Here is a 20,176-nt window from a genome sequence, read left to right on the forward strand (position 1 = left end):
TGATATGATGGGGCCACGGTTGACATGGAAAGTCGAGGTCATGTTCGATTTTTTCGTCAAATCAGGACTCAAGCGCATTCTGTTCCTGGCGTTATGCTGGTGGGCCTTGACGGAGGGGGCGTCGGCCTGGGCCTTCGGCGTGCCGGTCATTCTCATCGCGCTTGTTTCAAGCTTCCTCATCAATCCGTCCGGATACAGGCCCCTGTACGGTCTGCCCCGTTTTCTCGGTTTCTTTCTCTGGCACTCGCTGCTCGGCGGCATCGATGTCGCGCGGCGCGCCTTGCATCCGAAAATGCCTCTGGCGCCGGCATTCGTGGATTTTTCCCTGCGGCTGACAGACGAGGCGGCCTGCGTACTTCTCATCAACACCGTCAATTTGCTGCCGGGCACCCTGGTCGCCGAACTGGACGAGCAGCGGCTGCAGGTTCATGTCCTAGACAAGGGGCTGCCCATTCTCGAATCCCTGCGAACGGTGGAAGAACGGGTTGCGGCTCTGTTCGGCCGCTCCTTGAATCAAGCCGGGGATACGCCCCATGCCTGAACTGAATCTGGCGCTCGCTTTCTTTCTGCTCCTCAACATCGCCGCCGGATTGCTCCGGATCGTGCGCGGTCCTACCTCGGCCGATCGCATGCTGGCGGCACAGTTGTTCGGCACGACCGGCGTAGCGGTCTTGCTGTTGTTGGCGGAGGCGCAAAACTTGCCGGCGCTCCGCGATGTCGCCTTGACTTTCGTGCTGCTCGCGGTGCTTGCGACAGTGGCGTTCGTAAGGCGGTTTTCCGATCGCAGCGACGGGGATGACGAGTCGTGAACGAGATTGCGCTTCAATGGCTTTCTGCCTTCTCGCTGTTTCTTGGCGTTTCATTCTTTTTTGCGGGAACCGTCGGTCTCTTGCGCTTTCCCGATACGTACACCCGAATTCATGCCCTCACCAAAGCCGATAATTTAGGGTTAGGCCTGGTCATTTTCGGTTTGATGCTGCAGACCGCATCCTGGGCGGTGATACTGAAACTCTTGCTGATCTGGCTGCTCGCGCTGCCGGCCAGCGCCACGACCTGTCATCTGCTCGCCCGCCATACCCTGCGATCCGAACACCGGGCCAGAGTCTCCACTTGGCAGGAACCACAGTGATGCTCGGCGAAATACTGGATTTTTCGTTGGCTGCAATCCTGATTTGGATTGCGTGGCGGACCGTGACAACCCCTGATCTGTTCAATGAGGTGGTGCTGTTCATCGCCTTCGGCCTTCTGATGACGCTGGCCTGGGTAAGGCTGCACGCTGCGGACATCGCCCTGGCCGAAACCGCCATCGGCACCGGGCTAACCGGAGCCCTGATGCTCGACGCCGTGGCGCACATCACCGGTAAACGCGGACGCCGGCGTGCGGGAAGGAACCCATCATGAGCGCGGTGTACGGACCGATCCGACAGATCGCCGCCGCGCTCGCTTGGATCTTGGGCATCGGCCTTAGCGCCGCGATAGTCGCGCTTTCCCGCCCGGACTTCGGCTTGGCGGAACTCGTCGAAGCGCATCTGGAGGAAAGCGGCGTCCGACACCCGGTAACGGCCGTGCTGCTGAATTATCGCGGCTACGACACTCTTCTGGAGATTGCCGTGCTGTTGTTGGCCGTGCTGGGAATCCTGGCATTCCGGCCTCCAGGCCCCGCCTCCATACCCGACGCCGCGCCCGATTCGAGCCCCGTGCTCGCGGCTCTGAGTCGCTTGATAGTTCCGCTCATCGTTCTCGCTGCGGGATATCTGTTATGGGCGGGCGCGCACCGGCCGGGTGGAGCATTCCAAGCGGGGGCTGTGCTCGCGGGGGGCGGCGTTCTGCTGCGCCTGACCGGCACGATTCCGAGCTTCGAGTCGCCGAATGCATGGTTGCGTGTAAGCCTCGTTCTGGGCCTCGGGGTATTTCTTGCGGTTGCCGCTCTGCCGCTGTTCGAGGGTTCGAGGCTGCTGGAATACCGAACGGCGGAAGCTGCGATGGCTATCCTGGTGGTGGAATCGGCGCTGACCGTGTCGATCGCGGCGATTCTCGCAACCGCTTTCATCGGCGCGGCACCTCCCCGCATTCGATGCATGTCACCGTCCCGACCGGCACACTCGGCGGAGGGCGAAAGAGCGGGACAGTCATGATCGGCGGCGGGCTGATCTATGCCATGGCTGGCGTGGTTCTGTTCGCCATCGGCCTTTACGGCTTCATCATCCATGCTCATCTGGTACGGAGACTGATCGCATTCAACATCATGGGCAGCGGCGTGTTCCTGGTCCTCGTGGGGTTGCCGCAGCGAGTCGCCGGAACGCCGCCGGACCGGGTTTCGGAAGCCCTGGTACTCACCGGAATCGTCGTCGCGGTCAGCGCTACCGCTTTTGGGCTGGCGCTGGTCCGGCGTCTTTACGACTTGACCGGAGAAACTCGCCTGCCGAACGATCCTCGGCCCGAGCCATGAGCGGCATCTCGTTCGCCGCGCCATGGATACCCTTGCTGATTTTGCTTCCTCTGATGGCCGGAGCTCTTTCCTTCCTGTTCGGACCGCGCGGCCACAGAAGCCTGCTGGCGGCAACGATGACCGGCATTTGGTTCTCGCTGATACGGCTCATTCTCGAATTCGAAAATGCGGGTCTCCAGCACTATCCGATCGGAGGCTGGGGAGCACCTCTCGGGATCGATCTGCGAGCAGACGGGCTGAGCCTCGCGATGTTGGGCATGACGGCGACCGTAGGAAGTTTCATCAGCCTCTATGCTCTGGGTTATTTTGCCGGCGACGAAAACCGCGGCATCCGGTTCTGGCCGCTTTGGTGGCTTTTGTGGGGGGCGCTCAACGCCGTTTTTCTCTCGGCCGATCTCTTCAATTTGTACGTAACCCTCGAACTGTTGAGTCTAAGCGCCGTCGGTCTGGTCGTGCTCGCGGGCGACCGAGACTCGCTCGCTGCCGGGCTCCGCTATCTTCTCGCGGCGCTGGCGGGCTCTCTGGCGTATCTCATGGGCGTAGCCCTGCTGTACGGCGCCTACGGCACCTTGTCACTGGAGCGGATGGCGGGATTGTTCCGCCCGGAACCCGCAAACACATTGGCGGCGAGCCTGATTACCGTGGGACTGATGCTGAAGACTGCCCTTTTTCCACTCCATTTCTGGTTGCCGCCTGCGCACGGGAGTGCTTTGGCTCCGGTCAGCGCTCTGCTGTCGGGACTGGTCATCAAGGCTTCTTTTTACATGCTGCTGCGCCTTTGGTTCGAGGTCTTTCCGTCCGCGCTGACCGAAATCTTTACACAAGGAATCGGCTCTCTGGGCGCCATAGCCGTGTTTGCCGGGGCTTGGCTCGCGTTTCACCAGGAAAAGCTGAAAATGCTGATCGCCTGGTCGACCGTGACTCAAGTCGGCTATTTGTTTCTGACGTTTCCGCTTGCCGCTGCGTCTTCTACGAGTGCCCCGGCCGCCTTAAGCGGCGGCGTGTACTTGGCCGTGTCCCATGCCGTGGCCAAGGCCGCCGTGTTCTTGGCGGCCGGCGCCATGCTGAAAGTGACCGACGAAGACCGGATCGATCGGCTGGAAGGCGTCGGCCGGCACCTACCCATCAGCCTGTTCGCCTTCGCCATGGCTGGTGTCAGTCTCATGGGTCTGCCGCCGAGCGGAGGATTCATCGCCAAGTGGCTTCTGCTCAATGCCGCGCTGTCCTCCGGGCAATGGTGGTGGGCCGCCGTTCTGGTCTTGGGCGGGCTCGCGTCCGCCGCCTATATCTTTCGAGTGCTGCGCCGCTGTTTTCTGCCACCAAGGGAGTACGCTGCGTTCCATCCGGTGCCCTTGGTCATGCCCTTAGCCGCGCTGTCTTTGGCCGGCATCGCCCTGGCCCTGGGGCTGGCGGCGGCTTATCCGCTTCGCCTCTTGCAGACGGGCGCGCCCCTTCTGCTCGAAGCCTCCGCACCGTCGACGGTGGCCCCATGACTTTCGACGATTGGTTGCCCCTCCTGGTGGTATTGAGTTCGCTCATAACCGGCCTGCTCATTTTCTTCGTCGGCGAGGAACAGCATCGCACCCGCTCCTGGCTCAATCTGATCGGCGCGGTAGCCAAGCTCGTGCTGGTGGGCATCATGGTATGGGGCGTGTTCCAGAGACATCGTTACGAAACCCGGTTGCCTCTGCTGCCGGATCAAGATTTCGTATTGCGCGCCGACGCGATGGGCATGCTGTTCGTGGGGCTTTCCTCGGTCCTATGGCTGCTCACTACGATCTACGCGATCGGCTATCTGGAAGGATCGCCCCATCGCAGCCGGTTTTTCGGTTTTTTCAGCCTGTGCGTGACCTCCACGATGGGCATCGCACTGGCCGGCGATCTCATAACCTTCATCATTTTTTACGAGCTGCTGACGTTGTCCACTTATCCCTTGGTGGTGCACCGCGGTACAGCGGACGCGTTGCGCGCCGGGAAGGTCTATTTGCAATACACGATGACCGGCGGCGCACTGCTGCTGGTGGGCGTCGTCTGGCTGTACGAGGTGGTAGGGTCTGTCGAGTTCACCGAGCGCGGTGTGCTGGCGGGGGTTTCGGTGGTTGATTACCCTGACCTGCTCGCGATCTTCGCGATTCTGGTCGCGGGGCTCGGGGTCAAGACTGCGCTGGTGCCGCTCCACGGCTGGCTGCCGGTCGCCATGGTGGCGCCCGCCCCGGTAAGCGCCTTGTTGCATGCAGTGGCGGTGGTCAAGGCCGGGGCCTTCGGCATCGTGCGCATCGCCTACGACGTGTACGGGGTGGAGTTCGCCGCTCGCCTGGGCGTGCTGGGTCCCTTGTCATGGGTCGCGGGCATCACCATCGTGTATGGCTCGGTGCGGGCGTTGACTCAGGACGACCTCAAGCGGCGGCTGGCCTATTCCACCGTCAGTCAGGTGTCGTACATCGTACTGGGAATCGGCATTCTCGGTCCGCTGGCGACCATCGGCGGCGTCGTGCACCTGGTACACCAGGGACTGATGAAGATCACTCTGTTCTTCTGCGCAGGCGATCTGGCCGAAACCCTGGGCATTCACAAGATCAGCGAAATGAACGGCGTCGGCCGGCGCATGCCCTGGTCCATGGTTGCGTTTACCGTGGCGGCCTTGGGCATGATCGGCGTCCCGCCGGTCGCCGGCTTCGTCACCAAATGGTATCTGGGCTTGGGGGCGATAGCCGCGAAGGACTACTGGGCGCTCGCTGTGCTTGCCGTCAGCACCGTGCTCAACGCCGCTTATTTCCTGCCGGTCCTACGTCGCATCTGGTTTCTGCCCGCGAGCGGAGAATGGCCGAAACGCGAACGCGATCAGCTCGAAACCCGTCCGACGCTGCTGGTGCCCACATTGATCACCGCTCTTCTCTCCTTTGCCGCCGGACTGTTCGCGGGCTCGTGGTTCAGCCCGCTGGGCTGGGCCAAGTTGGTCACGGCCCGGGAGTACGTTTCGTGAGCACGAGTTGGCTGGTCGCCGCCGCCCTGCTCGCTCCTTCCCTTCTGGCGATCGCGCTATTCATGGCCTCAGGGCGTTCCCCGACATGGCCTATCGCGCCCTGGGCCGCATTGCCGGGCCTGGTTCTGGCCGCGGCGCCGGATTTCCGCATCGATCTGTCCTGGTTATTGCTAGGCACGCGTTTGGGACTGGATGCCACCGGTCGGATGTTTCTAATCTTCACCGCTCTGCTGTGGCTGATCGCAGGCCTTTACGCTCAGGTTTATCTGGCCTCCGATTCGAAGCGCCGCCGCTTCGGCGGGTTCTTTCTGAGCACCATGACGGGCAATCTCGGCGTCATTTTGGCCCAGGACGTGGCGAGTTTTTATTTATTCTTTTCTCTGATGACTTTTTCCGCCTATGGCTTGATCGTGCATGAGGGCGGTGAAGAGCCGCACCGAGCGGGGCGCATCTATCTGATCCTGGCCATCCTTGGGGAGGCCATGCTGCTCGTTGCTTTTTTGCTGAGCGCGAGCGCGGCGGAAAGTCTGTTTCTCGACCAGATTCCGAAGGCGGTCGCCGTATCGCCGCAGCGAAATCTGATCGTGGCGTTGTTCCTCGGCGGATTCGGGATCAAGGTTGGTGTCCTGGTGCTTCATGTCTGGCTACCTTTGGCGCATCCGGTCGCCTCCACTCCCGCCAGCGCGGTGCTGAGCGGAGTCATCATCAAGGCCGGTCTCTTGGGCTGGCTGCGCTTTCTGCCGCTGGGGCAGGCGGCTCTTCCCGATTGGGGCTATGGACTGACGGCCGCAGGGCTCGCCGCGGCGTTCTACGGTGCTGGGGTGGGATTGGTCCAAAAGGACTCCAAAACCGTGCTGGCCTATTCCAGCATCAGCCAAATGGGGCTCATCACCGTGCCGGTCGGATTGGGCTTGGCGGCACCGGCGGGCTGGCCGTCGTGTCTGGCGGCGGTTACGGTCTATGCGGTCCATCATGCTCTGGCCAAGGGAGCCTTGTTCCTCGGCGTCGGAGTCGCGCGGGAAACCGCTCGCGACGAGCGGAAACTTCGCTGGATCTCGGCCGGGCTGCTGCTGCCCGCGCTGGCGCTGGCGGGAGCTCCCTTTACCAGCGGCGCGCTCGCCAAAGAGTCGCTCAAGAGAGCCATAGGCTCGGTGCCCGAACCATCGCAGGACTGGCTGGCCTGGACATTGTCTTTCGCGGCGGTGGGCACCACGCTGCTGCTCGTACGCTTCCTCTACCTGGTCCGACACGAGGCGCTGACGGAAAGCCACGGCAGCGGGAGCCGGGGATTGGGTTTTACCTGGGGGCTGGCGCTGCTAGGCGTGTTGGCACTCACCTGGATCATGTTCGCCGACGCGGCGCGGGCCTTTTTCGAGCATGTGCTGGAACCCGGGATTCTCTGGAGCGAATTATGGCCGGTGGGCGGCGGTATCTTGCTGGCTTATCTGTTCGGCCGCCGGTTCGCCCGGTCCGCCCCGCCGATACCAGCGGGCGATTTGCTCGTACCGGCGGAACGGCTGGCGCTGAGTGCCTGGACGGGTATGAAAAGTTTATGGAATAAGGCGGTCCGGAAACCGGCTCGCCCGCCATGGAAAACCTTAGGCGCACGGCTGGCCCAGGGCCTGGCATACGGCCAAGCGTGGCTTGAAAGCATGGCCATCGCCGGAATCCTGTTTCTCTTGCTCATCGTGCTTTTTGCCTTGGCATTGCTCCCGAAGAACTTCGGGCGTGAATAAGAGCCTATCCCAGTAGGTTCAAGAAACCCTTCGACAAGCTCAGGGCGAACGGCCTACCGGGATCGGCGCACGGAAGGTGAAGTCGGCGAGGTACTCGACGTGGATGATCGCGGCACATTGACCCGCGACGAACGCTATCAGGCCTCGGCTTACTCCGCGTTTTTGCAGGACGCCATGCGCTTCGGCGACTGGACGATAACTCCGGGCCTCCGCATGGAGCGCTACACCCAAAACAAGACGCGCGTTTTCGACGCAGAGGATGGCCCCGAGCCGAAAGAGGAAGACAACACATCGATTCTGCTGCCCGGCATCAGCTTTCTTTACAGCGGCTTAACGGACACACAGCTCTTTGCCAGCGTGCAGCGGGGCTATACGCCCGCGCCGGCTCGCGGCAGCGACTTCCCGCTGGTTCCCGAAACCGGTATCAACTCGCAGATCGGGGTGCGCTCCAGCTTCGTGAAGGGCATCAATTTCGAACTGGCGGGCTTTTACAACGTCTTGGACAACACGCTCGTGCAACTCCCCTACATCGATCCGAACACCGGGCGGGACATATTCATCAATGCGGAAGATTCCGAGGCCGTCGGCGTCGATGTCGCGGTGCGGGTCGACTCGGCCGCTTACACCCAGTCGCCCTATAATTTCTTTGGCATGCTGGCCTACAACTATACGGACGCGAGATTCACCGAGGGCGTCAGCAAGGGTAATCAAGTGCCCGAGGTTCCGCTGCACACGGGCAGTTTGACCTTGGGCCTGGAACACACGAGCGGCTGGCAGATCAGCGCGACCCTGACCCATATGGACAGCTTCTTCACCGACCCGGCCAACACCCGCGATCCCATCCTGACGGATGAAGACGGCGTCCCTCTGGAGGCGGGCGATGTGATCGACCTCCGCGAGCCCATCGTCGTGGGCGCCGTCCCCAGCCGCACCCTCCTTTCGGCGCGCGCGACCTATGCCATCCCGAACACTCCGGTAACGCTCTGGGTTCAAGGTCGCAACCTGACGGACAAGCTGTATGTCTCAGACTACTCGAATGGTTTGCGCCCGGGCCCGAGCCGAACGGTGATCGGCGGCGTGACGATCCGCTTTTGAGAACGCCTGAATCGTATCCCTACCCGCCTGAACTTGGGGGTTCCCGAGCTCCCCGCTTGGGAACCCATTGGCGAAAACGCTAATGCTTATTCCAGTATTGACCATTCAGGAATCACCGAGCATAAGTCCCCTCTCCCACCGGGTGTCGCAAAAGCAAAAATAGGCCGGGATGACGAAGAAATCCCAGCAATCCGCGAAAATGCTGGGTTTCGTTCCTCAGCCCAGCCTATAAATTGGACCTTTGCAACACTTTCCAGTGGGCGGGGGTCAGGGTTTTCCTCTCAAAATCAGAGGATACGAAGATGTATAGACCTCGGCGCAGTTCGAGAAACAACTACATCAACGCCGCGTCCGGATTCAGAGCGAAAAAACCCAACAGCCCATAACAAGCAACCGCCAGGGCTGCATGGGCCATCAGCACGATTCTAGGCGCCGATCTCCCTCTTTTGGCGGCGAATCCCATCGCAGCTCCCAAAAGAATGATGACTACGGCCATGCCGATATTGGCATAAACCCGCTGGTCGCCATCCAGCGCGACAGCGATCACCAAACCGGAGCCCAGCAGCGCGGCGGCGGCATGAACCAGCGAGTAAGCCGGCCCCACGGATTGGCCGCGCCAGGCGTCCCGGATCATCATCAAGCCCATAGCGGCAACTAAAGTAAAAACGGCAAGCGCACCCATCAACATATCGAAATCCTCCTTGGAAGTGGAATGAATGGAAAACGTCTCAAAGGAAACGTGCGGACTTAACAAAGAAAGAATCGAGCCAACTTGACCTACAAACATCCACTTTGCCTCAACCAGATTACGAAACAGAGGGCAAGGTCACGCAACGCTTGCTGCGCGGCCATATTTCGAGTGAACGGAACTTAAGGAAGGATGCGGCATATCGGCAATCGCGGCACCGTGAATGGCCTTCCCTTCTAGGTCGGAGCGGCAAAAGCCTAAGTCATCTGTGGCGTTTGACGGAAAAAACTCGACGGAGCACATGCCGCTCGTTAAAAGATCTCAACCCGCTTGGCGGCTTTTTGCGCGCGGTCCGTCTACCTCCACGAGGATAAACAATAACATTGGGGGGTCTAGATGAAGCTTTTGACCCGGCAGACCATCCGAGCGAAGAGATCGCACATCGATCCCCTGGCACGAGTTCCCGCGCCACCGGTGGGGTCGCGCTGCTGGTCTCGGTCTTGACCGGAATCTACCTCTGGTGGCCGAGCCGGAATCAGCTCGTCCGGGCCTTGACCGTCAAGCGCCGCGCGAGCCGGGAGCGCCTCATATTCGACCCGCACAAGGTTTTCGGCATCTACAGCGCTCCGGTACTCGCGGTCGTGGCGTTCAGCGGCGTCTATCTGGTGTTTTTCGATTACGTCCGCCCGATGGTCAATCTGTTCTCCCCGGTCGAACTGGATGGCTGGGCCGACCCGCACGGCCTGACTTCGAAAATAACGCCCGGAGCGACGCCGATTCCGATTGCGTCCGCCGTCAGCGCGGCTGAGCCCGTGTTTCCGGAAGCCCGCTTGCGGCGCGTCGGGCGAAAGGCGTATCGCGAAAACGCCTTGAGCGCGACCTTTATAGAGAGAAATCGAATTTGGCGAGGCGGGTTGTGCTGAGGCATGAACCCGACATTTCTCCGCTATGATCCGGGCGAATTGACATGGGCGTAATGCAAAAAAAAACGGGATGCCGACTGAACGGCATCCCGATCGAATGAGGAGATCTCACGCACTCGTACGGTTGGCCTCGGAGGAGAACCAATAGCTGCTACGAGATGGGATTATCCTATTAAACCTAACCCATTGATTCAAGGTGACATTTTGTCGCATGGACCATGCGGCATTTCACTCGCCGCAGTGCGGCAAATGCATTAAAGCTCCCCCCATTCGAAAACCGCGTGATTTAATAAACTTTTGAAATATCAAGGCAAAAAGATTTGGCACGCCGTTTGTTATGTTATTGATGCTGACCAGCGGTCGGCCTCTCCGAGCACCTCGGGCGCTTGATGGAAAGGCCGACCGCGACCACATCGCACGATCATGGCGTCGATGCAGGTCGAAAGCTTGTTCACGAAAATCAATACATTCCCCAACATAGCTCGCGGAAACCCAGGCAACTGTCTCGTACACAAGCTCCGGACGCAATCCGTTTCCCACCAAACCGGCACTGAATCCCATCGCCAATTTATGAATCCTTCATCGCTCGGCACCGAAAGCGTTTTCTCGGACAGTCGGGACGAAATCTTCGCCTTTCTCATGCGCCGCCTCCGATGTCCGGAAACCGCCGCCGATTTAGCCCAGGAAACCTATCTGCGCCTGCATCAGAGCGAGCGACGAAGTCCTGCCGACAATCCGCGCGCCCTGGCTTTTCGCATCGCCGCGAACCTGGTGGTCGACTATTTGCGAAAGCAGACCGCCAAATCCCGCTACGAATCCGCTCACGACGACGAAGCGCTTGCCTCAGAAACCGTCCCCGGCCCGGATTTGGCCCCCGAACAGGCAGTTAGTCTGGGGCAAACCATGGATCGTCTGAAAGCGGCCTTGTCGGAATTGCCGGTGGACTCCCGCACGGCTCTGCTGTTGAACAGCGCGGACGGCCTGACCTATGTCCAGATCGCCGAACGGCTGGGCGTATCGGAGCGAATGGTGGCGAAGCGCATTGCTCAAGCCCTAAAACACTGTCGGGACCGGCTCGACGACGAGACCACCTGATCGATGCCGCCGTTTCATGCCCATAGCGATACGGTTTTTTTTCTTCCGTCCGTCTTATATACATAAGTCTCTCCGACATACCCGACCGTACCGTTCATGAACCCAAGCGATCGCCGCAAACTACTCTCGGACCAAGCCATCGATTGGCTGGTGCTGCTACGTTCGGGTGCGGCGGGGGACGGCGATCGCCAGCGCTTCGCCGAGTGGCTGGCGGAGGGGCCCGAGTACGCGGACGCATTTCAAGAAGCGGAACGTCTTTGGGCTTCGGTCGCGGACGTTTTGAGTAACGAGGCAGGAGATCTCCGTGCAGAGCAGCCCGACGCGGTCGGACTGCCGGAAAAGCGCCCTTCACCGCTCTCGCCCGCGCGTCGGCGCCGGCCTGCCCGCTGGGCTGCGGCGGCTGCGCTATTGCTCGCCTTCGGACTACAGGGACTCTATCTCGGCGACTTTTGGCTCAGTGATTACGCCACCGTCACGGGAGAGCAGAAACTAGTACGCCTGGACGACGGCAGCACCGTGCTGCTCGACACCGATACCGCCATTGCGCTGGATTGGAGCCCATCGCGAAGGCGCATTCATCTTCGCCATGGCCAAGCCGTGTTCACCGTGGCGCCCAACGCCGCCCGGCCGTTCGAGGTGGAAACCGGCCCGGCGGTGATCCGCGCCTTGGGCACCGCCTTCGAGGTTTCGGAGAGCACGGCCGGAGACATCGCTGTGACGGTCCAGGAACATGCCGTCAGCGTCAGGCTTGCGGACGGACGGGCCGATTCCGCGCAGGCGGCGGTGCGGGTCGCGTCCGGGCAGCGCGTCACCTACAGCCCGACACACGGCTTGAGTTCGCCGGAGAAGACCGATTTGAGCCAAGCGACCGCTTGGCAGCGGCATAAGCTGATATTCAAGGACCAGCCGCTGGTGAAAGTGGTCGCGGAACTCGACCGTTACCGGCCGGGAAAGATCCTGATTGCCGACCATCGCCTGAACGATCTGCGCGTTACCGGCGTGTTTTCCCTGGACGATTCCGATGCCATCCTCGCAGCCGTCGAGAAAGCGCTCGCCATCCGATCTACCCGGCTGAGTCCCTGGCTGGTACTGCTGCATCGCTGAACCCCCATCTCGTTCGCATCGATTCGACGAAAATTTTTTTGCTTTCCCGGTTCATGGTTTTGGCGTTCGCACGTGTTCAGAAAAGAAACATCCCTTTTCTGAATTCCTTCGAGAACGTCATGAAAAACAAAAAGAACCGGAACACATGCAAAGACGCCGACATTTTTGACCCAGTTTCAAAACCCCCAAACTACTTTCCTCCGGGGAAAAGATCATTCACCGCACTAGCGGTCGTCATCGCGGCAATCGTAATTCCGGCCGAGGCCTCTGAAAAAGAAAAGAGCCATGCGCGACACTACGCCATCGCCGCACAGCCGCTCGGCGATGCACTGACGGAATTCGCCGACCAGTCCGACCTGAAACTGGTTTTCGATGCCGATCTCGTCCGCGGCCTCAAGTCCCGAGGACTATCGAGCACGCTAACGCCGGAGCAGGGCCTGGACAAGCTGCTGGACGGTACCGGCTTCGGCTATCGCTTCATCGGTCCCGGAACCGTCACCATCGAACGCCTCGCCAAGCGCGCTGCCAAACCGAACATCGCGCCCGCTGCCGGCCATCAGACCCGAGGGAGCGGCGACGAATCGGTCCAACTGGCCACTGTTTCGGTTACCGGTGAAGCGGAACCTCAAAGCCTTACCACACCCTCCATCGAAGAATCGCGGGAAAAACTGGAGCGAGTGCCCGGCGGGACGACGCTGATCGAGGGGGAGCGAATCAGGGAGGGCGCGGCGCTAACGGTGAACGACGCGCTTGCTTATGCGCCGGGCGTATACGTCGGCGACCGCATTCGCCTGCGCGGCAGTTACACCTGGAGCAATTTCCACTTCGACGACGATCCGGTGCTAAAAGACAACCGGCTGCCTGGCATACCGGAGCACAATGCCCGCTTCGAGGCGCTCTACCAGCATCCCGGCGGTTTCTACATCGGGCCGAACGTAACGGCGGTCAGCTCCAACTGGGTGGATTTCACCAACACCCTGGCGGCCGATGCCTATGCTCTCCTGGGCGCCCGCGTCGGCTGGGACGACGGCAAACATTGGAAGGTGTTCGTCGACGGACGCAATCTCACCAACGAGCGCTATGCCGCCTCGGTCTTCGTTACCGGTGACGCCGGAGGACAGGACGTGGCGCAATTCAATCCCGGCGCCACCCGCATGGTGTTCGGGGGATTCGAGTACCGGTATTGAATTGGTTCGGCGAGTACGTAGCGAACGATGCCTGTCCTGAGCGTAGTCGAAGGGCGGTTCGCTTCGGTCACCACATCCTACGAGCCATACTCAGCCGGGCCGAACGTGCCGAGTCGTTTCGGTCGAAGCCTGCAATTACGCTCGTTCCCGATCTCCGGATTGGGAACGCTGCCTTGGAAGCTCCCGCTTCCCGAAACATGACAAGCCAGAGCTTGCAAGACCCGGTTCCCAAGCCCAAAGCTTGGGAACCGGCGCAAACACCGATACAAGGCGGAACAAGGTGACAACCGTTCCCGGCGTTCGAAATGCGCGAACTCGACGGCCAAACCGGCCGGATGCCGGTGGGGTTTTCTTTCTGTCATTCGTCTTATTTAGTCGGCATTCGAGTGAACATTCATCGTAGGGTGAGTTAGCCCCTAGTCTCCGCTTGGGACAGGCCCTTCGACAAGCTCAGGACAGGCTCCGCGTAACCCACCGATTCGAGGCCGTTCGGTGGGTTACGGCCTCGCGGCCTAACCCACCCTACAAAAATGAATGCCTTATTGAAAGCGATTTGGAATTAGATCCATGAGGCCTCACGAAAGACATAACCCGGCGATACATCTACGTCCCTACAATTTGCGACTTCAAATCGGAAATCGACCATGTCCCTCCAGAATTTAAGGCGTCTCGCCAATCTGAAAACCCGAAGGAAACTGTGGCTGGAAGTGCATCTCTGGCTGGGACTCGTCGCTGGCGCGACGCTGGTGATATTCGGGATTACCGGTAGCATCCTGGTGTTCCATCAGGAAATCGACGAACTGCTGAATCCGAAATTGCTGACGATCGAAGCTCGCCCTGGAGGAAAGGCAAATTACCGTCCACTGGAGGACATCTTCGCGGCCGGCATCCGGGCCATGCCGGCCGACGCCAAATTGACCTTCGCCAACTACCCGCGCAATGACACGGCGGTGTTCCGCCTGCGATTCCAGGTGCCGGCCCTGCCGGAGGGTGAATCGGAAAATTGGGAAGTCGCGGTCGATCCTTACACCGCCGAGGTGATCGGTCGGCGCCTGATGAAGCGCTCGGACAGCACTTTTCCGAGGACGTTCATCGGATTCGTGTTCGAACTCCACTACGCTTTCTTCCTGGGCGAAAAGGTCGGCTATGCGCTCACGGGTATTCTCGGAGCCTTGCTCATCATTTCGGTGCTAACCGGCCTCATCGTCTGGTGGCCGCTGACCGGCAAATGGCTGCAGGCGCTCACGATCAAGCGCCGAGCCAGCGCCGAACGCCTCAATTTCGATCTGCACAAGGCTTTCGGCTTCTACACCACGCTCATCATGATTCCCGTGCTGTTCTCCGGCATCTACATGAACCTGCCGCGGCATGTGGTGCCGGTTCTGGAACTGTTCTCGCCGGTCACCTACCGCTATTGGTTTCGCTCCACCCCGATTGCGGATGGTGAGCCCATCGGCATGGCACAGGCCGTCGCCATCGCCGATACCCGCTATCCCAGCGGCCGCCCGGACTGGATCTACGGCGCGCCGGAGCCGACCAGCACCTACACCGTGTGCAAGCACGACGTGGCGGAGCCCGGCAGTCTTCTCAGCCGCCGCTGCGTCGTGATGGACCGCTATACCGGAAAAATCCTGGACGTGGACGATCCCGCTACGGGAACGGCAGGAGAAGTCTTCACCCACTGGCAATGGCCGCTCCATTCCGGCCACGCCTTCGGCATGACAGGCCGCATTCTGGTATTTGTCACCGGCCTCGCCTGTCCGGTGCTGTACGTGACGGGGGTGATCCGTTGGCTGCAAAAACGGAAGGCGGCGCGGCGCACGGCCGGCGTAGCGGACCGACGGCTTCGCGATCAGCCGCGAACAAATGAAATCTGACCGCTGGAAGAGCACTGTGTGATTTGCCGCAGTCGCTTACAGCGAAACAGCCGAGCCTACCGATCCAGCCTTTTCCGATCAATCGTTTACATGATTCGGCATGAGGCTTGCTGTATCGAGGAGTCCCTTTTTCTCGATACCCATGCTGTCTTCCGATCATCAACTGCTAGTTCAGCTTTTCCGGGACTGCCGCCAGGAACTCCTGAGCTTCCTGCTCGGCCGACTGGGTTGCGCTCAAACCGCGGACGACCTTTGCCAGGAATCCTTCGTGCGGCTCTGGCGGAGCGGCGACTTGAGCCGCATCGCCAATCCCCGCGCTTATTTGTTCAGGACCGCGCTGAATCTGATTACGGACCATCACCGCTACGGCAAAAACCGGCCAAGCTTTTTGGCCGATTTGGACGAGGACGATCCCAGCGTTCTTCCGACGGAGGAACGGACCGGCGAGGCCGCGACGCTCGCCTCGGAGCAGCTCGACCGGGCGACGGCGGCGCTGGAGGAGCTTCCGCCACTGAGCCAACGCATTTTTTATCTGAGCCGGTTCGAAGGCTTGAAACAGCGGGAAATCGCGGAGCGGCTCGGCGTTTCCCTGCGCACGGTGGAGGAGCATCTGAGACGCACGCTGCTGCATTTGAATCGCCGCGTACACGAAGATTAGCTCGTGGCGTGTGGTTTTTTCGCGGCGGCTCGTCTATCTTCACGAGTCTCCTAAGACAACGGCCGTTTTATGCCCGAATCCCCACCCTCCCACGATCCCGACCGTTTGGTAAGCGAGGCGCTCGACGGGCTGATCGTTCTGAAGACGCGCACGCCGACAACGGCCGAAACACAGCGACTCGAGCGTTGGCGCTCGCAGAGCCCGGAGCACGAGGCAGCTTGGCGCAACGCGCTCGCGCTTTGGGAGGGGCTGGAACCGCTGCGCGGCCGGCCGCTGCCCGGATCGTCTCCCCTGCCCTTGGAAACTGCTCGCGCAAACCTCGCGGAAGCGATAGTGAGACCGCGACGATTGCGATCTGAGACCGATCCTGCCCTAAGCCGTTCGCGCGGCACCGGCTTTCCGCGCCACTCCGTGCGCCTCGGCTGGGCCATCGCATGCCTTTTCATTCTGATCGCTGGCCTGGTTTTTCTCGACCCCATGCTCGCGCTGCGGGCCGATTATCGAACCGCCAAGGGCGAAATTCATGATGTTCTGCTGCCCGACGGTTCCCGCGCCAGTTTGAATTCCGACAGCGCCGTCGCGGTTCGCTTCGAGCATTCGACGCGGCGGATCGAACTGCTTCGCGGCGAAGCGTTTTTTGAAGTGGCCAAGGACCCGGCGCGTCCGTTCGTCGCTGCCAGCCGCCACGGCGAAGCCAAGGCGGTGGGTACGGCCTTTACCGTCAGGCAGTCGGAAGAAAAGACCGAAATCGCGATGCTGGAGGGCGTGGTCGAGGCCAGCACGTTCCGCCTGCGCGTCTCGCTGAAAGCCGGTCAAGCCGCCAGCCTCGAAGCGGACGGCCGGGTCGTCCTGCGGAAAAGCGGAGTCGATCATGCCGCCGCCTGGCGCGAAGGCTATCTGATCTTCGATCAAACCCCTCTGGCCGAGGTGGTCGCCACGCTCAACCGATACAGGAAAGGACGGGTGACTCTGCTCAACGAATCGTTCGCCGACCGACGCCTGAGCGGACTCTTCCGTCTCGCCGACACCGACAGGGTGATCGACGCCATCGCCGAAACCACGCCGCTGCGCATCACCCGCCTGACGGATTACTGGGTGATCCTGCGCTGAGCAAGTTGCGAGGCCCGTAGCCCGGATGAAGTGAAGCGAAATCCGGGACGAGCGAAGCCGTGACACCCCGTATTTCGCTGCTCTACATACGGGCTGCGGCAAGGACGTTAGACTGAATTCTATAATTTCACCCCGAGAGGTATTCCCGCGCGACCGTCCTACCTGTCGCGTCCATCGGGCGCCATGAGATTTTCGGTTTGCGACGGTTCCGCGCCGCGCATGAGCTTTAGAAGTTGTAGGTCGGCAACCCCTTGCCGACGAAGACGCTCGCCCATGTCGTCGCGTCGGGAAGGGGGGCTTCGGCGCTCCAATCGCAAACGGTCATCCCAGGAGCGCTGGGATGACCCTTCCAATCGCAAACGGCCTGGCCGGGAGCGCCGGCCAGCCCCTTCCCGAAGACGTCGTTTGCGATTGGAAAGGATGCCGACGAAGGCGCTCGGCCAAGCGGCGTCGTGTCGCGAAGGGATTCGCAACCTACGCGCGAGTGCCCGTACAGTAGATATGCAAATGCTCTGGGTTTCAAATCGGGAAGCCGGAATTTCTCGACATAGGTCCCGAACCGGAGTTTGGGACCCAGCGTAAAATCCACCGTCGGTTACGCCATGTGGTTTTTTTCTCCGACTCCGTCATAGCTCTCGTGGGCCGACTATTTTGCCCGCCGAAAAAAAGCAAGAAGATCAGGAGAAAAACCGCATGTCCCAGCCGTCCCGACTCAGGAACGATCGGCCCCGCAACCAATGCCGCGTGCTGGTGTTCGGCCTGCCCTTACTGTCCGCCTTCACGGCCGGTGCCGCGGAAAACACCCGTTTCGACATTCCTCCGCAGCCTTTGAACAGCGCTTTGGTCGCATTCGGCAAACAGAGCGGACGGCAGCTTCTGTACGGTAGCGAAATGACGGAAGGCTTGAAAACGGGAGGACTCAAAGGCGAGTACCCGCCCGAAATAGCGCTAGACCGGCTGTTGGCCGGCACGCCGCTGACCTACAGCGTGACGCCCGGCGGCACGGTCACCCTCGCCCGAGCCGAAAAGCCCGCGCCCGCGGTCGATAGGCAAGAAGTGCAACTGTCCCCGATCATGGTGAAAGGCGAGGCGGTGACCGAGGAGGACCGCCAAAGCTATACCGTAACCCGCACCTCCACCGCCACCAAGACCGATACGCCGATCATGGACACGCCCGTGTCGGTGCAGGCGGTCCCGCGAGCGGTGATGGACGATCAGAAAACCCCCGATTTAAAGGAAGCGCTCGAAAACGTGAGCAGCGTGCGCCCGCAACCTTCCTTGGGCGTATTCAACGGTTTCATCATCCGCGGTTTTCAGGACTTCAATCAATACCGGAACGGACTGAGGGTGGGCTTCACCAGCTTCGATACGGCCAACCTGCAGTCCCTGGAAGTGCTCAAAGGCCCCGCCGGGGTGCTGTATGGCCGCATTCAGCCGGGCGGCCTGATCAACCTGACCACCAAGAAGCCGTTGGACCAGGCTTATTATTCTCTGGAGCAGCAGTTCGGCAACTTCGATTTTTACCGCACCCTCTGGGACGCAACCGGGCCGGTGACCCAGGATGGAGCGCTGCTCTACCGTTTTACCGGCGCTTATCAGGACAGCGACTCGTTTCGGGAGTTCCACACCATGAATCGGATTCAGGTCAACCCGAGCCTGACCTGGCGGATCAGCGACGCCACCGAAATCTCGATCGAGGTGGAAGGTTTCAACGAGGATCGGGAAATCGACTACGGCATCCCCGTCATCGGGAAACGCCCGGCACCCATTCCGATTCGCCGAGCGCTGGACGACCCGGACGATCCCGTCGACAACATCTCCAACGTCTACGTCGGTTTCAATCTCACCCACCGCTTCAACGAGGACTGGACCTTGCGCAACCGCTTTCTGGCGCGGTATTACCATGCCGACAATCTGGACATCACGCCTTCACCCCAGTTCGACGCTTCGGCCCTGCGCAGCGACAACCGCACGCTGGACCGCAACCTGTTTCACCAGCGGTCGGACCAGGACGTCTACGCCACCAACCTGGATCTCACCGGAAAACTGGACCTGTGGGACACCGAACATGAAGTCCTGGTAGGCTTCGATTATTACCAGAACTCGGAAAAGTATCATGCTCGCGGCGACTATTTTGCGGGCGATCCGGCGCTCGCCATCGATATTTTCAACCCCAGCTACAACATAGACGCCGCCCTGTTCGACAAGGACCGCCTGGCGTTCCCGCTCTACTCTCGCGCCGAGGAACAATGGTTCGGCGTCTACTTTCAGGACCACATCGTGCTCTGGGAAAAACTCCACATTATGGGCGGTGGTCGCTACGATTGGGCGACGATCGGACGCGGCTATTCGGACACTTCCTATTCCGCGGCGGACGACGCCCGACGGAACCGAAAGGATGACGAGTTCAGCCCGCGGGTGGGCATTCTCTACCAGCCTTGGTCCTGGTTGAGCATCTACGGCAACTGGGCGGAATCGTTCGGATCGAACAACAATATACCGGGCTTCGGGAATGTAACGCCGGAAACCGGCGAGCAGTACGAAGCCGGCGTCAAGACCGAATTCTTCGACGGCCGGATGACCGCGACTCTTGCCTTCTACAACATCAACAAGAAAAACATTCTCACCCCCGACCTCAGTACGGCCGACCCGACCGATAGCGACACCATCGGCGAGGCGCGGAGCAAAGGCATGGAACTGGACATTTCCGGAAGGATCACGGATTACGTCAGCCTGATCGGCAACTACGCCTACACGGACGCCGAGATCACCAAGGATAACTCGGACAACCAGGGCAATCGCATGCCGAATGTGCCCTACAACTCCGGAAGCCTGTGGCTCAAATACGACATCAACGGATTCGATGCGTCCAACGGATTTTCACTGGGGGTCGGGGTGTTCGCGGCCGGTCAGCGCGACGGAGACAACGAGAACACGTTCAAGATGCCAGGCTATGTGCGGCTCGACGCCGCCGCCGCTTACCGCTGGACCATGGGCCCGTCCCGCGTGACCGCGCAACTGAACCTGCGCAACCTGCTCGACAAAGCCTATTACGAGTCGACCGATCCGTTCGTGAATGTCGCGCCCAGGCTCGCGGTCGTACCTGCCTCGCCGTTTACGGTGCTGGGCTCGGTGCGGGTGGAGTTTTGAAGCAGATCTTTCTTTTTCCGCCGAGACTCAGACAGATGTCGACGGACCGTTCGGCAGCCGCTTCCTCTGCCCGTTAGGAACGGCCGGACGATCCCGACCCCGGAGATTGTAGCGCGACAGG

General features: G+C 60.7%; 19 protein-coding genes. 18 read left to right on the top strand and 1 reads right to left on the bottom strand.

Annotated elements, in window-relative coordinates:
- Positions 1 to 40 precede the first annotated feature (40 nt).
- The 10 genes from ACR2R1_RS04205 to ACR2R1_RS04250 are packed head-to-tail and all read left to right on the top strand — an operon-like array spanning position 41 to position 8,263.
- On the top strand, positions 41 to 541 hold the full coding sequence (locus ACR2R1_RS04205) for a Na+/H+ antiporter subunit E (RefSeq protein WP_434112789.1): 501 nt from the start codon (positions 41 to 43) through the stop codon (positions 539 to 541).
- Positions 534 to 809 carry a monovalent cation/H+ antiporter complex subunit F gene (locus tag ACR2R1_RS04210; RefSeq protein ID WP_086133912.1) on the top strand — a complete coding sequence of 92 codons (276 nt, stop codon included), beginning with the start codon at positions 534 to 536 and terminating at the stop codon, positions 807 to 809. The genes ACR2R1_RS04205 and ACR2R1_RS04210 overlap by 8 nt, the downstream gene beginning before the upstream one ends.
- On the top strand, positions 806 to 1,129 hold the full coding sequence (mnhG, locus tag ACR2R1_RS04215; RefSeq protein WP_434112791.1) for a monovalent cation/H(+) antiporter subunit G: 324 nt from the start codon (positions 806 to 808) through the stop codon (positions 1,127 to 1,129). Before ACR2R1_RS04210 ends, mnhG begins: the two co-directional genes overlap by 4 nt.
- On the top strand, positions 1,129 to 1,401 hold the full coding sequence (locus ACR2R1_RS04220; protein ID WP_434112793.1) for a Na(+)/H(+) antiporter subunit B: 273 nt from the start codon (positions 1,129 to 1,131) through the stop codon (positions 1,399 to 1,401). The genes mnhG and ACR2R1_RS04220 overlap by 1 nt, the downstream gene beginning before the upstream one ends.
- The gene (locus ACR2R1_RS04225) at positions 1,398 to 2,135 is read left to right on the top strand and encodes an MnhB domain-containing protein (protein WP_434112795.1); all 738 of its coding nucleotides are present in this window, start codon (positions 1,398 to 1,400) and stop codon (positions 2,133 to 2,135) included. The genes ACR2R1_RS04220 and ACR2R1_RS04225 overlap by 4 nt, the downstream gene beginning before the upstream one ends.
- Positions 2,132 to 2,449, top strand: a complete 318-nt coding sequence (locus ACR2R1_RS04230) for an NADH-quinone oxidoreductase subunit K (RefSeq protein ID WP_077730989.1) — start codon at positions 2,132 to 2,134, stop codon at positions 2,447 to 2,449. The genes ACR2R1_RS04225 and ACR2R1_RS04230 overlap by 4 nt, the downstream gene beginning before the upstream one ends.
- Positions 2,446 to 3,942 carry a complex I subunit 5 family protein gene (locus ACR2R1_RS04235; protein WP_434112797.1) on the top strand — a complete coding sequence of 499 codons (1,497 nt, stop codon included), beginning with the start codon at positions 2,446 to 2,448 and terminating at the stop codon, positions 3,940 to 3,942. The genes ACR2R1_RS04230 and ACR2R1_RS04235 overlap by 4 nt, the downstream gene beginning before the upstream one ends.
- Positions 3,939 to 5,432, top strand: a complete 1,494-nt coding sequence (locus tag ACR2R1_RS04240; protein WP_347258455.1) for a complex I subunit 5 family protein — start codon at positions 3,939 to 3,941, stop codon at positions 5,430 to 5,432. Before ACR2R1_RS04235 ends, ACR2R1_RS04240 begins: the two co-directional genes overlap by 4 nt.
- The gene (locus ACR2R1_RS04245) at positions 5,429 to 7,168 is read left to right on the top strand and encodes a complex I subunit 5 family protein (RefSeq protein ID WP_434112799.1); all 1,740 of its coding nucleotides are present in this window, start codon (positions 5,429 to 5,431) and stop codon (positions 7,166 to 7,168) included. The genes ACR2R1_RS04240 and ACR2R1_RS04245 overlap by 4 nt, the downstream gene beginning before the upstream one ends.
- A gap of 6 nt (positions 7,169 to 7,174) precedes the next feature.
- Positions 7,175 to 8,263, top strand: coding sequence for a TonB-dependent receptor domain-containing protein (locus ACR2R1_RS04250; RefSeq protein WP_434114196.1), 1,089 nt, complete (start codon positions 7,175 to 7,177; stop codon positions 8,261 to 8,263).
- A 334-nt stretch (positions 8,264 to 8,597) separates the two neighbouring features.
- Here ACR2R1_RS04250 and ACR2R1_RS04255 read toward each other — a convergent pair whose 3' ends face one another.
- On the bottom strand, positions 8,598 to 8,951 hold the full coding sequence (locus ACR2R1_RS04255) for a hypothetical protein (RefSeq protein ID WP_434112801.1): 354 nt from the start codon (positions 8,949 to 8,951) through the stop codon (positions 8,598 to 8,600).
- Between the two features lie 383 nt (positions 8,952 to 9,334).
- Here ACR2R1_RS04255 and ACR2R1_RS04260 point away from each other — a divergent pair, with 383 nt between their 5' ends.
- The 8 genes from ACR2R1_RS04260 to ACR2R1_RS04295 all read left to right on the top strand — a co-directional run bounded on the left by ACR2R1_RS04260 (position 9,335) and on the right by ACR2R1_RS04295 (position 20,055).
- On the top strand, positions 9,335 to 9,874 hold the full coding sequence (locus tag ACR2R1_RS04260) for a PepSY-associated TM helix domain-containing protein (RefSeq protein ID WP_434112803.1): 540 nt from the start codon (positions 9,335 to 9,337) through the stop codon (positions 9,872 to 9,874).
- A 570-nt stretch (positions 9,875 to 10,444) separates the two neighbouring features.
- Complete coding sequence (locus ACR2R1_RS04265) at positions 10,445 to 10,969, top strand: RNA polymerase sigma factor (RefSeq protein WP_434112805.1); 525 nt, start codon at positions 10,445 to 10,447, stop codon at positions 10,967 to 10,969.
- A gap of 96 nt (positions 10,970 to 11,065) precedes the next feature.
- Positions 11,066 to 12,073, top strand: a complete 1,008-nt coding sequence (locus ACR2R1_RS04270; protein ID WP_434112808.1) for a FecR family protein — start codon at positions 11,066 to 11,068, stop codon at positions 12,071 to 12,073.
- Between the two features lie 119 nt (positions 12,074 to 12,192).
- Complete coding sequence (locus tag ACR2R1_RS04275) at positions 12,193 to 13,260, top strand: TonB-dependent receptor domain-containing protein (RefSeq protein WP_434112810.1); 1,068 nt, start codon at positions 12,193 to 12,195, stop codon at positions 13,258 to 13,260.
- A 644-nt stretch (positions 13,261 to 13,904) separates the two neighbouring features.
- The gene (locus ACR2R1_RS04280) at positions 13,905 to 15,137 is read left to right on the top strand and encodes a PepSY-associated TM helix domain-containing protein (protein ID WP_434112812.1); all 1,233 of its coding nucleotides are present in this window, start codon (positions 13,905 to 13,907) and stop codon (positions 15,135 to 15,137) included.
- A gap of 100 nt (positions 15,138 to 15,237) precedes the next feature.
- Positions 15,238 to 15,795 carry an RNA polymerase sigma factor gene (locus ACR2R1_RS04285; protein WP_434112814.1) on the top strand — a complete coding sequence of 186 codons (558 nt, stop codon included), beginning with the start codon at positions 15,238 to 15,240 and terminating at the stop codon, positions 15,793 to 15,795.
- Positions 15,796 to 15,864: 69 nt separating this feature from the next.
- The gene (locus tag ACR2R1_RS04290) at positions 15,865 to 16,905 is read left to right on the top strand and encodes a FecR family protein (RefSeq protein WP_434112815.1); all 1,041 of its coding nucleotides are present in this window, start codon (positions 15,865 to 15,867) and stop codon (positions 16,903 to 16,905) included.
- A gap of 693 nt (positions 16,906 to 17,598) precedes the next feature.
- Positions 17,599 to 20,055, top strand: coding sequence for a TonB-dependent siderophore receptor (locus tag ACR2R1_RS04295; protein WP_434112817.1), 2,457 nt, complete (start codon positions 17,599 to 17,601; stop codon positions 20,053 to 20,055).
- The last annotated feature ends 121 nt before the right edge of the window (positions 20,056 to 20,176 follow it).

It is taken from the genome of Methylocaldum sp. GT1TLB, from assembly GCF_051027445.1.
In the GTDB taxonomy this organism is placed as follows: Bacteria; Pseudomonadota; Gammaproteobacteria; order Methylococcales; family Methylococcaceae; genus Methylocaldum.